The 13,499-nt window shown below is 59.2% G+C and carries 11 protein-coding genes; 7 read left to right on the forward strand and 4 right to left on the reverse strand.

The window, feature by feature from the left end; translation table 11 throughout:
- Positions 1-13: 13 nt before the first annotated feature.
- Positions 14-652: a response regulator transcription factor gene (locus P0D73_RS18030; RefSeq protein ID WP_408178783.1), complete on the reverse strand. Its 639-nt coding sequence runs from the start codon at positions 650-652 to the stop codon at positions 14-16.
- A gap of 536 nt (positions 653-1,188) precedes the next feature.
- Here P0D73_RS18030 and P0D73_RS18035 point away from each other — a divergent pair.
- Positions 1,189-4,551 carry a PAS domain-containing sensor histidine kinase gene (locus P0D73_RS18035; RefSeq protein WP_408432369.1) on the forward strand — a complete coding sequence of 1,121 codons (3,363 nt, stop codon included), beginning with the start codon at positions 1,189-1,191 and terminating at the stop codon, positions 4,549-4,551.
- A gap of 260 nt (positions 4,552-4,811) precedes the next feature.
- Positions 4,812-5,162, forward strand: a complete 351-nt coding sequence (locus P0D73_RS18040; RefSeq protein WP_132375900.1) for a winged helix-turn-helix domain-containing protein — start codon at positions 4,812-4,814, stop codon at positions 5,160-5,162.
- 121 nt (positions 5,163-5,283) lie between these two features.
- Here P0D73_RS18040 and P0D73_RS18045 read toward each other — a convergent pair whose 3' ends face one another.
- From P0D73_RS18045 to P0D73_RS18055, 3 genes are all read right to left on the reverse strand, one after another.
- Complete coding sequence (locus tag P0D73_RS18045; protein ID WP_408432372.1) at positions 5,284-5,649, reverse strand: response regulator; 366 nt, start codon at positions 5,647-5,649, stop codon at positions 5,284-5,286.
- A gap of 46 nt (positions 5,650-5,695) precedes the next feature.
- Entirely contained in the window at positions 5,696-5,809 is a 114-nt protein-coding gene (locus tag P0D73_RS18050) for a hypothetical protein (RefSeq protein WP_408432467.1), read from the reverse strand.
- An 883-nt stretch (positions 5,810-6,692) separates the two neighbouring features.
- A complete protein-coding gene (locus tag P0D73_RS18055) occupies positions 6,693-7,379 on the reverse strand; it encodes a TetR/AcrR family transcriptional regulator (RefSeq protein ID WP_408432374.1) in 687 nt (228 codons plus the stop codon).
- A 271-nt stretch (positions 7,380-7,650) separates the two neighbouring features.
- Here P0D73_RS18055 and P0D73_RS18060 point away from each other — a divergent pair, with 271 nt between their 5' ends.
- The 5 genes from P0D73_RS18060 (at position 7,651) to P0D73_RS18080 (ending at position 13,475) form a co-directional block, all read left to right on the forward strand.
- Positions 7,651-8,625: an HlyD family secretion protein gene (locus P0D73_RS18060; RefSeq protein WP_408432376.1), complete on the forward strand. Its 975-nt coding sequence runs from the start codon at positions 7,651-7,653 to the stop codon at positions 8,623-8,625.
- Positions 8,622-9,566 carry an ABC transporter ATP-binding protein gene (locus tag P0D73_RS18065; RefSeq protein ID WP_408283237.1) on the forward strand — a complete coding sequence of 315 codons (945 nt, stop codon included), beginning with the start codon at positions 8,622-8,624 and terminating at the stop codon, positions 9,564-9,566. The genes P0D73_RS18060 and P0D73_RS18065 overlap by 4 nt, the downstream gene beginning before the upstream one ends.
- Positions 9,563-10,705, forward strand: coding sequence for an ABC transporter permease (locus tag P0D73_RS18070; protein ID WP_408178790.1), 1,143 nt, complete (start codon positions 9,563-9,565; stop codon positions 10,703-10,705). The genes P0D73_RS18065 and P0D73_RS18070 overlap by 4 nt, the downstream gene beginning before the upstream one ends.
- 12 nt (positions 10,706-10,717) lie before the next feature.
- Positions 10,718-12,178 carry an efflux transporter outer membrane subunit gene (locus tag P0D73_RS18075; RefSeq protein ID WP_408178791.1) on the forward strand — a complete coding sequence of 487 codons (1,461 nt, stop codon included), beginning with the start codon at positions 10,718-10,720 and terminating at the stop codon, positions 12,176-12,178.
- Positions 12,179-12,308: 130 nt separating this feature from the next.
- The gene (locus P0D73_RS18080; RefSeq protein WP_408178792.1) at positions 12,309-13,475 is read left to right on the forward strand and encodes an HPP family protein; all 1,167 of its coding nucleotides are present in this window, start codon (positions 12,309-12,311) and stop codon (positions 13,473-13,475) included.
- Positions 13,476-13,499 lie beyond the last annotated feature (24 nt).

The raw sequence follows: 13,499 nt of genomic DNA on the forward strand, positions 1-13,499 counted from the left end.
CACGCATCAGACGTCAGGCATCGAACGTGGTTGTCGACGACGTTTCGAGTTGCAGTTTGCCGGCCTGCCGGACGAGAGTAGCAAACGAATCCGCCTGCATTTTTTTCATGATGTGGCCGCGATGCACCTGCACGGTGTATTCAGTGATGCCGAGGATTGCCGCCGCCTGCTTGTTGAGCAAACCGCTTGCGAGTAGCGGCAACAGTTCCTGCTCACGAGGTGTCAGCGATTGATAGAGCGCCTGAAGCGTCGCTGCATTCTGCGCTTCCTCGCGAAGAACGTATGCTCTCGCGAGAGCCGCGTCGACCGCGCGCATCAATGCATCTTCATCGACAGGCTTGGTGAGGAAGTCGACAGCTCCGCCCTTCATGGCAAGAACTACGGACGGCACATCTCCCACTCCGGTAATGAAAATGACCGGAATCGGAGAGTCCATGCGAAGAAGCTTCTGGACTTCCAGGCCATTCATGCCAGGCATTCTCATATCCAGGATCAGACATGCCACCACATTTCGATGCGGTTTGTCCAGAAACTCTCCACCGGAGCTGAATGCCTGGACGTCTCTTCCGTTTGCGCGCAGCAGCGCAGAGAGTGCTTCTCGCACCCGGCTGTCGTCGTCCACCACATAGACCAGTTCGTTTGCGGATTCCATGGAACCCCCTGTAGTCAGGCAAACCTCCCCTAACGTCGGTACAGTCGATCTGCGATAGACACGCAGAATGTGCCTCTCAGGCGGGCGTGCCGACGAGAAATTATAGCCGTGGGAATCGTTGCCCGGAAGCGTAGGGAGCCGCATCGTGCATTACATGATTATGTAATGTCAGCGCCGTGTATGAAATTGTAGGCTGAGCGTTCCGCCTTGTCCGCTTGATTGGAAATCCCGATGCGGCGCACTCGGAAACACGTGATTGCTATCAGCCCACTATGCTCTTCCAAACCGCGTCTTCGAAAAGCTTTGATCCCCAAATGCAAGCAGCGAATCGCTATGGTATGACGGATCGCTGTCTCCTCATATCCGATTCGTGCGCACTGCACTGCGCGCGACCAGGCCTCGCACGTACTACATAAAACAACCGACGACACCCCCGCTCAATTTGCGCAAGGCACCATTGCGCTGGAAGATCCTGCCATGGGCGGAGACATGCAAAAGTACCACCGTCCAATGCGCCGACGAACTCGGAGGTTGACATGCTTACCGTGTTGATACCACGCTCGTCTCGGGATATTGCCCTCAGCGTCGCCATATCCAGTGCGTCCAGCATCGCAGGGTTACTAGAACCGATTTCCGGCATCCTCAGCCTCCTCTTTGTTGTCCTGATCGCGCACTTTTTCGGCAGGAGTTTCGGGCGTCTGGCCGCTGGGTTCGCCTCGCTTGGGATAGCCGGAATGGCATTCACCGCCGGTCACCCTCCGCTTGACTCCGGCTCTATCACCCATTCCGCGGTCGCAATCGCGGCGGCATGGCTTTGTGCCGAGCTGGCCTCCCGGCGCCCCCCGCAGCCTGACTCAACGGCCGGATCGAAGGATGGACAGTTCGATGAGCAACTCCGCCAACTGAACCAGACACTTCAAAGTATTAGCAATCTTTTTCCCGGCCATGTGTGGACCGCGCTGCCCACTGGTCACATCGAATACCTGAGCCCCAGCCTGTGCGAATACACAGGCATAAAGGAAGCACACCACTGCGACTCTTTCCGAGCCGCAATCCACCCTGACGACCTGCAGACAAACGACCGATACTGGGGGGCGCTTCTGGCCGGAAACGACATGGGAGAGCTCGAGCTTCGACTCCGACGTACTGACGGCGAGTACCGGTGGTTTCTCTGCCGTGTCAAAACGATAAGAAACGAAAGTGGACGGCTACTGCGATGGATCGGTGTGAGCTGGGACATACACGACCGGAAGACCGCTGAATCCCTGCTTCGAATCGAAGAGGAAACCTATCGGCGCATTGTGGATAGTGTGCCGGCATGCGTATGTGTCGGTGGACCCACCGGCGAGCTTGTCTACGTGAATAAAGTCGGCGTCGCCGCGCTGGGACGACCGATGGAGGAAATAGTCGGCGACCGATGGATGGCTTACATTCATCCCGATGACCTGGCAGCCGCACTACAGCGATGGAAAGCGTGCATTGCCGCGCGTGAACCGGTCGACATTGCCGTGAGGATGCTGCAGCGCGACGGCATATACCGCTGGCAGCGTCTTCTCGCCGAGCCATCACGCTCGTCGAGCGGGGACGTCATCAACTGGTACCTCGTCGGAATAGAAATCGAGGAGACCATCAAGGCTCAACAGGCATTGGCGGCCAGTGAGAAAGAAGCCCGCGAACTCCTCGATCGATTACCCGGCCGCTTCGCTACCCGGACAGAGCACGAGTTCGACTACGTGAGTCAGCAGATTCTCGAGGAAACGGGTACGACGCTTGAGGGCATACAGAATCTCGGCTTTCTGAGTTTCATTCACCGCGATGACCGCGACCGGATAGAGGCGGGCCATCGTCGCTCTCTTCAGGAAAAGAGCGCGCACGATACGACCTATCGATGGGCAGACCGCGACGGTAACTATCGATGGCACCACGCGCGCTCCGTTCCTTACTTCAACGAGGACGGAAGCGTCTACAAGTGGTATGCCGTGACCATCGACATTGACGATCTTTACAGGTCTAAAGAGGTCATCCGCGAAAATGAGGTTCAACTGAACTGGCTGGCGGAAACCGTTCCTGGCCTGCTCTGGCGTACGGACTCCCATGGCCGCCTGCAATACGCCAACAAGCGCACTGAAGACTACACCGGGCTACAGCTCGATGATTTGGTGGCGAACGGCTGGCTTCACCTGGTGCATCCGGATGACTCCGCGTCGACTGTTGAAGCCTGGCAGAATTCCATCGATAGCGGGAGGCCTTTTGACTGGGTCTATCGGCTCCGGGCGGCCGACGACACGTATCGATGGTTTCAATGCAAAGGCGCACCTATGCGGGGTGCCAACGGTGACATTTTGAATTGGTATGGGCTTTCGACGGATATCCACGACCGGCAGTTAGCCGAGGAGGCTCTTCGCTCGGAAGAGCTTAATTTGCGAAGGCTCGTGGACGCATTGCCCGTGATGATCTGGCGCGCCACACCGCAAGGAGATGTCGACCGGTGGAATCGACAAATGCTGAAGTTCATGGGCAAGGGCGAGGAAGAATTCGACAGAGAAATGTTACTTAACCTCATCCCGGAAGCTGACCGCCTTCGCGTCCGTTCACGCTGGAGGCAAGCTGTCCAGGAAGGTGCGTCTTATCAGGACACGTACCAGGTGACGGGCGCCGATGGGAAACTGCGCTGGTATCTCGCTCGCGGCGAACCGTTTCGCGACGAAAGCGGACAGATCCTGCACTGGTACGGCGTATGTACGGACATCAACGATCTCAAGCAAACGGAAGCAGTGCTCGAACAGCGGGAGCATCAGCTACACGAGCTTATCGAGACCATCCCGGCCATGCTCTGGTGCAATGACCCACAAGGCAGGCTCACTTACGTCAATCGGAAGACCTCCGAATTTGTTGGCCTGGATATTTCACAACTCGAGAACCTCGGCTATCAGAAGACCTTCCATCCTGACGATCTGGACAGCCTGCTTCAGGCGTGGACACACTCGATCGAGACTGGCGAACCGTACTGCCATGTTGCGCGGCTTCGCCGAAAAGACGGCGTCTATCGCTGGTACCAGAACACTGCCGAAGCAATGAGAGACGCCGACGGCAACATTGTTCAATGGTATGGGCTCAGTCTTGATATCGACGAGCGCAAGCGCGCGGAGGACCGGCTCAGACAGACTCAGGCTGAACTCGCGCGTGCAACCCAGATTGCCACGGTCGCAGAACTCTCGGCGTCGATCGCACACGAACTCAATCAGCCTCTCACGTCCGTTATCGCCAATGCGCAGGCTTGCAAACGGTGGCTCGCGGCGGCTCCGCCCAACTTGGGCGAAGCCAGGCTTTCCGTGGAAAGCGTCGTTCGAGATGCCCGTTCCGCGGACGAGACGATGCAAAGCATCCGCGCACTGTTCAAGCGGCAAACATTCCAGAAACGGGAACGGAATGTGAAAGACATGGTCCTCGAAGCCGTCCGTCTGCTACGGGAAGACGAAACCAGACGTAGCGCCGACATCGAGTTCGACTTGCCCGATGGCCTGCCTCCAGTGTTCGTCGATCAGATACAGATTCAACAGGTTCTTCTTAACCTCATCACGAACGGCATAGAGGCCACGGAGAACTCGGGACGCACACCCAGGATTCTAATTGCCGCAAGCCCCGTTGACGACCGGTCCATACTGCTCGAAGTCATCGATAACGGCTCGGGCATCGTCGACGACGACAGCATATTCGACGCATTCGTCACGACCAAGTGCAAGGGGATGGGCATCGGACTTGCGGTGTCCCGTTCCATTATCGAGGCTCATGAGGGTCGGCTTACCGCCTCCAATAACGAGGGCTACGGAGCGACCTTCGGCGTCGTCCTCCCCGTCTTGCCTGTCCAGATTTCCCAACCGGAGGTGGGCGCGAGATAGTGCAACCGGGCGACTTTCGCCATGCGTCGGCCGCCTGCTCCAATGCCCTCCGTCGCTTCAACCACAGAGCCTCGTCGACAAAAACAGACTTGACTCCAGATTCATGTAATAGCGGTCAGACATACGGCCAACTACCATCGAAACCAGGTAGAACACTGGAGCGACCACGGCTCGATGACTTCAACGCTGCTATCGCAGTCGCCGGTCTGCGCCGGTTACTGGCCCAATACAGCGGCCTCAAACGAATGGATATTTAAGCAATGATTCGCATTGGAAATCTGACTGTCTTCCCGGACCGGCGAGAGATATTCGTCGACGGCTCGCCTGTCGAGCTTGGCTGCAGAGCGATGGATGTTTTGCTCGTCCTTATCGAAGCAAACGGCGCATTGGTGACAAAGGAGAAGCTGATAGATCAGGTGTGGCCGACCACCATAGTCGTGGACAACAATCTTCACGTGCACATCTGCGGGATTCGTAAAATGATGGGCGAGGATCGTAAGTTGCTGGTATCCGTACCTGGCCGCGGCTATCGTCTGTTGAGACCGGTTCAGCTACCGCATGCCGCCTCGATTTTCGTCGAATGTACTGACTCAAGGCGGGGTGCGCAGTAGTTTTTTCTCTTCGAGCGCGCAACTCGCCTGGCGCGACACGTCCCGCTCAAAACAACTTGCCGGCGCCTGCAAATCTGGCAGCGCTTGTCCTAAGGCAGAGGTGGACCGGCCACCGACGCCTTCAGGCGATGCTGTCGAGCAGGTCCAGCAACGCGTCCCCATCGACAGGCTTTCTGAAGAAGCCTAGTGCGCCTCTCTGCTGATAGTAGTTTTCAGTATGCTCGCCAGGTTTGCCGGTAATAATGATGACGGGCATTGCTGCGCCGGAATGAACCACACGCTCGAGCACTCGCAAGCCGTCGATGGGCCGCATTCCCAAATCCGTTATAACGCATAACAGCCCCAGATAGCCGTCGGAAAAGAAATCCTGTGCCGATTCGTAGAGCCGTGTTCCATACCCGCCTGAGGCCAACAGGTTCGCAAGAGAGGTCAGAACCCGCCGATCATCATCAATCACGGCAACGGTTCGAACCGGAGGCGCGAGCATTTCTTTCCTCCGGGCCATGGAGTCTCACAAAGGTTTGGCGTTGGCGTCAGGCATCGAACGTGGTTATCGACGAGGCTTTGAGTTGGAGTTTGCTTGCCTGCCCGACAAGAGTCGCAAATGAATCCGCCTGCATTTTTTTCATGATGTGGCCGCGATGCATTTGCACGGTGTATTCGGTGATACCAAATCGAAAGGCTTTGTGAGGAAATCAACTGCCCCGTCCTTTATGGCAAGACCGTAGTTGAATGCCTGGACGTTCGTTCCGTTTGTGCGCAATAGTGCAGAGCGTGCTTCTCGCACCCGACTGTCGTCGTCAGCCAGATAGACCAGTTCGTTTTCGGATTCCATAGAACCCCTCTGCGGTCAGGTAAAAACCTCTCCTAACTTCGGTACAGTCGATCTGCAGCAGGCCCGCTAAATGTGCTGCTCAAAGGGCGTGCCGATGAGAAATTATAGTCATCGGAATCGTCGTCCGGAAGCGTGAGGAGCCATGTCGTGCATTACATGATTATGTAGTGTCACCACCACGTATGAAGTTGTAGGCTTATTGTTTGGCCTCATCGACCGCGGCGCATAGCGTCGGTCGTTCCAGATACACCATCTTCTACCGCGTAATCACGGCCGTCACCAGAGCCAAAGTAACTATTTATGCTTGGACGCTGCTTACAAGGGAATATTGGCACTTGTCCTAGTGTTCAATGATTTGAGGCTCGATTGCGCCTCGCCCATCAACCATGGCAGACTTTCTATGAACCGGTGCGGGCCCGGCCTCTACGCCAGGACATTTCCGTCGGATACGTGTACTGCTCGGGGTGGAATGCGACTCCATTCGCACAGCTCTATGAAAAGTTCAAAACCGGTCCGCGCGTCAGACAGCCGTCACTGATACCGGGCATCACTGTATGCTCACCGAGCCATTGAAAACCATCGAGCTCCGCTAACCTCGCATAAGCGGGTGTCTCTCATTCCTGTCTACTGGCCACCCTTGCGGATGTGCGGCGCGCATTGTCTTTGGATAAGCCGGGTCGAAATACAGTCGTGGTTCACTTGGCTTCCGAACGATGAGCGAGTGCGATCGCATCGAGACCCGCCAGCACGAATCGCACAAAATCCTCTGCAAGCGCATCCTTGTCCCGGGCGATAGCGGGCAATAGAGCGGACTGCATCTGCTTTGGCGCGATCATCATGGCGATGCAGGGTAACACTGAAAACATCAAAGCCCGCTGAACCACGGGCGTGGTCGGGTCCAGCCCCAGCACGCCGCCGATCACCTTGAGCAGGAATGCGGCCTTCGGACGCACCGCTTTCTCGATGAGCGCCGGGATGGCTTTCGACGGTGACAGCACTTCGCGCAGCATCAGCATAAAGCCCCAAGGCGTGCCCGCGTTCGTTGAAAGACCGACGAAACGCGAGAGGACCGCGCGCAACTGATCCTTGGGATCGTCGAGGCCCGCAGCAAGCTCGGCCAGCTCGTCAAGACCCACGACTTGCCGGTGCGCCTCGACCAGCGCTGCTTCGTAAAGCGCTTCCCTGCTTCCAAAGTGATAGTTCACCGACGCCATCGGTGTGCCCGCGCGTTCGCAAATTTCCTTGCTGGTGGCATCCGCGAAACCACGTTCGGCGAACACCCGGCCTGCAGTCTCGAGCAGGTGCTGACGAGTCGCCGCGCCGTCAGGGCGCGAGGCCCGTCTAGGCTGGGTCGCGGCTGTCTTTTTCGGGGTGGTCGGCATGGTCGAAGACTTACATTCCAGAAATAGTTTGAATTTGAATTCAAATTCGCATAGTATCCATTCTACTTGATCTGCGTCCGGTCCGCGAACGGACGCGCCGGCATGAAATGCTGAGTCAGCACGGCAGCCGGATCGCCCTCGCGGAGACCGCAGATTGAACTCATCGCGCGCGTTCCGTCGTGTTGAGTCGATCCGCCCAGTGTCCCGATCGGGACACCACAGGGTTTTAATTATGGATGACTTACTAAATAAAAATCTCTCGGTGGGCGTTTTGTCTAACCCCACGCGAGCGCAACGATTTGCCGGCGCCGCACTTTCCGTGCTGCTCGTCGCCCTGCTATCGGCCTGCTCGCGGCACGAAACGGCGACTTACCAAGGCTACGTCGAAGGTGAATTCGTCTACCTCGGCTCCTCGCAAGCCGGCAAGCTCACGGCGTTGTCGGTCTCTCGCGGACAAACGGTCAAGGCGAACGCCTCGCTATTTTCCCTTGAAGCCGACGATGAAACCCACGCGCTCGTCCAGGCGCAGCAACAACTCGCGGCGGCCCGCGCTCAACTCGCCGACATCCGGACCGGCAAGCGCGTGCCCGAAGTCGACGTCAACCGTGCGCAACTGGCCGAGGCCGTAGCCAACGCCCGCAAGGCCGCGCTGCAACTGACGCGGGACGAAGCCCAATACCGCGCGGGCGGCATCGCAAAAGCTCAACTCGACGATTCGCGCGCGAATGCCGACTCCACCGCCGCACAAGTTCGGGAGCTCACCCATCAGGTCGACGTGGCTCGCCTGCCGGCCCGTTCACAACAGATCGTCGAACAGGAGGCGCAAGTAGCCGCTGCCGATGCCGTGGTTGCGCAGGCGCAATGGAAGCTCGATCAGAAACGCGTCAGCGCGCCATCAGAAGGCCTTGTCTATGACACGCTCTATCGCCAGGGTGAATGGGTGTCCGCCGGCAGTCCGATTGTCCAGATGCTGCCGCCGCAGAACGTCAAGGTGCGTTTCTTCGTTCCGGAGACGATCGTCGGGCAACTAGCACTCAATCGCGGCGTGACGCTGCATTGCGACGGCTGCGCGGCTGACGTGCCAGCGAAGATCACTTACGTGTCGAATCAGGCTGAATACACGCCGCCCGTCATCTATAGCAACGAAAGCCGCGCCAAACTCGTGTTCATGGTCGAAGCCCACCCGTCGATTGTGGACGCGACGAAGCTTCATCCGGGCCAACCTGTCTCGGTGGTGCTGCAATGAACGACGACACCCGACAGTACGTGATCGACGTGCATGACCTGAACAAGCGCTTCGGCAACAAGCACGTTGTCAACAACGTCTCGTTGCAGGTCGGCCGCGGCGAAATCTTCGGCTTTCTCGGGCCAAACGGCAGCGGCAAGACGACGTCCATCCGTCTCATGTGTGGATTGCTTACGCCGGATTCGGGCAGCGGCACCTGCCTCGGCTACGACATCGTGCGCGAGAGCGAGCAGATAAAACGCAACGTCGGGTACATGACTCAGCGCTTTTCCTATTGGGAAGACCTGACCATCCGCGAGAATCTCGACTTTGTCGCGCGCATCTACCAGATGCGCAACCGGCGCGAGGCGGTGGATCGCTCGCTGGAATCGCTCGGCCTGCAAACGCGCGCGAACCAGTTGACCGGTTCGCTGTCGGGCGGGTGGAAGCAGCGGCTCGCGCTGGCCGCCTGCATGTTGCACGAGCCGAAACTGCTGCTGCTCGACGAGCCCACCGCCGGCGTGGATCCCACCGCACGGCGCGACTTCTGGGAAGAGCTGCACCGCCTCGCCGCCACCGGCATATCAGTGCTCGTCAGTACCCACTACATGGATGAAGCCGAGCGCTGTCACAAGCTCGCTTATATCGCTTACGGGAAGATGCTCGCGCGCGGCACCGCGAGCGAAGTGATCGAATCACAAGGCCTTTCGACGTGGTCGATCCATGGCGAACACCTGAGCAAACTATCCGAGCAGCTTCGCACGACGCCCGGCGTCGACCAGACCGTCGTGTTCGGTTCCGCGCTGCACGTCAGCGGGCGCGATCATGAAGCGCTCGAAGCCGCGGTGCGGCAAGCGGTGGTCGGAACCTCGCTGCGCATCGAACCGATCAGCGCGGGGCTCGAGGATGTGTTCATCTATCTGATGAGCCATTCGAAAGACAACTTCGGAGCGCCGTCATGAGGAATCGCACCGTCTTCTCTTTGACGCGCTGGTGGAGCATCGTTCTCAAGGAGTTTCTTCAGCTGAGGCGCGATCGCGTCACGTTCGGCATGATCGTCGGGTTACCGATCATCCAGCTGGCACTGTTCGGCTTCGCGATCAATACCGACCCGAAGCATCTGCCGACAGCCGTCATCATCCACGACCAGAGCGAGTTTTCCCGCAGCTTCGTTGCGGCGATGACGAACTCCGCTTATTTCGACATCGTCGAAATCTTGCCTGACGAGGAGGCCGGACGCCGCGCGCTCGCTCAGGGCAAGGTCCAATTCGTGCTCAACGTGCCGGTGGATTTCTCGCGCAAACTGCTGCGTGGCGAGCATCCGTCACTACTGGTCGAAGCCGACGCGACCGATCCCACCGCAACGAATACCGCCGTCAGCGCGCTGCCGAAACTCGTCCAGCCGGTCGCGAACAAAGATCTGACGGGTCCGCTCGCACACCTGAACGGCACGCAAAACGCATTCGACGTGCAGGTTCACAATCTCTACAACCCCGAAGGCGTGACGCAATACAACGTCGTGCCCGGACTGATGGGCGTGATCCTGACTATGACGCTCGTCATGATGACCGGCCTCGCCGTGACTCGCGAACGCGAGCGCGGCACGATGGAAAACCTGCTCGCCACTCCTGTTCTGCCAATCGAAGTGATGACCGGCAAGATCGTGCCCTATGTCGTCATCGGGCTCATTCAGGCGTCGATCATTCTTGCCGCGACGCGCTACGTTTTCCACGTTCCGTTTGTCGGCAGCGCGCTGGCCATCTATCTCTCGGCGCTGCTTTTCATCGCGGCGAATCTGACGGTGGGCATCACGCTTTCTTCGCTCGCACAAAACCAGTTGCAGGCGATGCAACTCACCGTCTTCTACTTCTTGCCCAACATCCTGCTTTCGGGCTTCATGTTCCCGTTCGCGGGCATGCCGGCATGGGCGCGGTTTATCGGCAACCTCTTGCCGCTGACCTATTTCAACCGGCTGATTCGCGGAATTTTGCTCAAGGGCAATGGCTGGGCCGACCTGTGGCCATCGGTGTGGCCAATGGCGCTCTTCACGGCAATCGTCATGGCCATTGCATTGCGCTTCTACCGGCGCACGCTCGACTAGGGGGACACGATCATGAAGCAACTCGTTTTCCTGTGTTCACTCGTGCTATGCGGCTGCGCAGTGGGACCGGACTTTCACGCGCCCGCTGCGCCGGACACGCAAACCTACACGCACAAGGCCGAGTCATCTCGTACGGTATCGGCCGGCGGCACAGAGGGTTCCTCGCAAACCTTCACGACGGCGGACACGCCGCTACCGATGTGGTGGCGCCAGTTTCACTCGGCGCAGCTCGACCGCCTCGTCGAGCAGGCGCTCAATCAAAGCCCTACCTTGGCGCAAGCCCGCGCAAAGCTGATCGAGGCGCGCGAAAACTACAACGCCCAGTCGGGTGCGACACGGTTTCCGAGCGTCGACGCGAAGATTTCGGCAACGCGTCAACAAGTCGATCTCGCGGCTTTCGGCATTCCGAATGTCGAGAACCCCGGGCCGTTTTCGCTATTCAATGCGTCGGTGATGGTGTCCTACACATTCGACGTTTTCGGCGGCAATCGCCGGGCGCTCGAAGCCACGTTGGCGCAGGTCGACTATGAGGCGTTCCAACTGGATGCAGCGCGCTTGTCCATTGCGGGCAATGTCGTGTCGACGGCCGTGCAGCGCGCTTCGCTGCAGCAACAGGTCTTGCTGACGCAGCGTCTTGCAGATGCACAGGCGCAGCAACTCGGCATCATGGAGGCACGCTTTGCCGCCGGTGGTGTGTCGCAGCTCGACGTGAACAGCCAGCGCACGTTGCTCGCGCAGACGCGTGCGTCGCTGCCGCCACTCGCTACGCAGCTCGCGCAGGCGGATCACCAGCTTGCGATCCTGGTGGGCGATGTGCCGTCTAAAGCAGATTTTGATCAACTCACGCTGGACTCGCTTCATCTTCCGGTTGAGATACCCGTCACGCTGCCATCGACACTTGCACGGCAACGTCCTGACATCCGCGCCTCTGAAGCGCTATTGCACCAGGCCAGCGCAAACGTGGGCGTTGCAACGGCGAATCTGTATCCGCAGTTTTCGCTATCGGCGGGAATCGGCTCTGAACGCACGAGTATTCAGGACATTGTGAATGGCCTGAACATCTGGAATATCGGCCTGAATCTGACGCAGCCGATTTTTCACGGCGGCGAACTGCATGCGAAGAAACGTGCCGCCCAGGCCGCCTACGATGCTGCGTTTGCGAGCTATCAGCAAACGGTACTTCAGGCGCTGCAACAGGTCGCAGATGCGCTGACGGCATTACATAACGATGCGCACGAGTTGCATGCACGCGACGACGCCGCGCGACAGGCTCGAGCGAACCTCGAGATTGCGCGCGCGCAGTATTCAGCGGGTGGCGTCAGCCAGTTCAGCCTGCTCGACACGCAACGTCAAGCGCTGCAGACCGCTCTCGACCAGACGCATGCGCAGGCTGCCCGGTTGGGCGACACGGCTGCGCTGTTTCAGTCGCTGGGTAGCAGCGAGTCCGACTTGACGTTAGGAAGCACGCCGTAAGGGCGAGAGGCCGCTTTGCGTGACCACATATATCATGGAGTGATATATAATCGGATCGAAGGCCCACGGCGGAATCCGGAGTGTGGCCTCGCCCCATGTGATATCGCCCTCTCAAATTCCTATTCGACACTTGTCCCGCTACGCTCTCATCCGCTGGCTCGCCAGCTTCGCCCCCCACCCCATTGCCGTCCGGTGGCCGGAGCGCCTGAGATCGGGTCTCGGCGCATTGCTCGGGATTGCGTTCACCGGCGGGACCATGCACGTCCTTCTCGGACCGGCGGCGAACATTCCGCTTCTCGTCGCGCCAATGGGCGCTTCGGCCGTGCTGCTGTTCGCGGTTCCCGCCAGTCCGCTTGCGCAACCGTGGTCGATTATCGGCGGCAATATCGTCTCCGCGACAGTCGGCGTGGCCTGCGCAAGCTGGATCGCCGATCCAGTGGGCGCGGCTGCCTTGGCCGTCGCGCTGGCGATCTGTGCGATGTTTGCGCTGCGCTGCGTTCACCCGCCGTCGGGCGCGGTCGCGCTGACCGCGGTCCTCGGCGGTCCGGCGGTGCACGCGTTGGGCTACCGCTTCGTGGCCGAACCGATTGCGATCCAGTCGGTGACGCTGCTGTGCGGTGCCATCATCTATCACGCTGCTACCGGGCATCGATACCCGCACGTCGCCCAGGCGAGTTCGGTCAAAGGCGCGGGCGCATCGGCTTCGGCGTCGAATGAAGGTTTCACGCGCGCGGACCTCGAAGCAGTGTTGAACCGGCGCGGCGAATTGCTCGATATCGACACGGACGATCTGGAATCCCTGTTGCGCGATGTTCAGTTGCAGGCCTACGCCCGCACGTTCAATGAATTGACCTGCGCGGACATCATGTCGCGGTCGCTTGTCGCCGTATCGGCCACCACGCGAGCTTCCGCCGCATGGAGTCTGCTGAAGCAGCGCCAGATCAAGGCACTTCCGGTCACTGACGAAAAGCAGCACGTGATCGGCATCGTGACCCGCGCCGACCTCGTCGACAAGCGCGCGTTCGGCAAAGCGCCCGGCCTGTCGTCTCCCATGCAGCGCTGGTTCAGGCGCAGCGTCACGCCGGCGCCGCTGGTCGGCGCCCTGATGAATGTCGACGTCCGTACCGTCGACGCAACGACGCCCATCGTCGAACTGGTGCCCGTGTTCGCGAACTATGGGCATCACCATATCCCGGTTCTGGACTCGAGACAGCGGCTTGCCGGAATGATCACGCAGGCCGATCTCATCGCGGGACTGTATCGCCAGGCTTACGCCAAGCAGCGAACCACGGCATAGCCACCGTCATACACACCGAGGTCG

The sequence above is a fragment of the Paraburkholderia sp. RL18-101-BIB-B genome (genome assembly GCF_046026985.1).
Classification (GTDB): Bacteria; Pseudomonadota; Gammaproteobacteria; order Burkholderiales; family Burkholderiaceae; genus Paraburkholderia.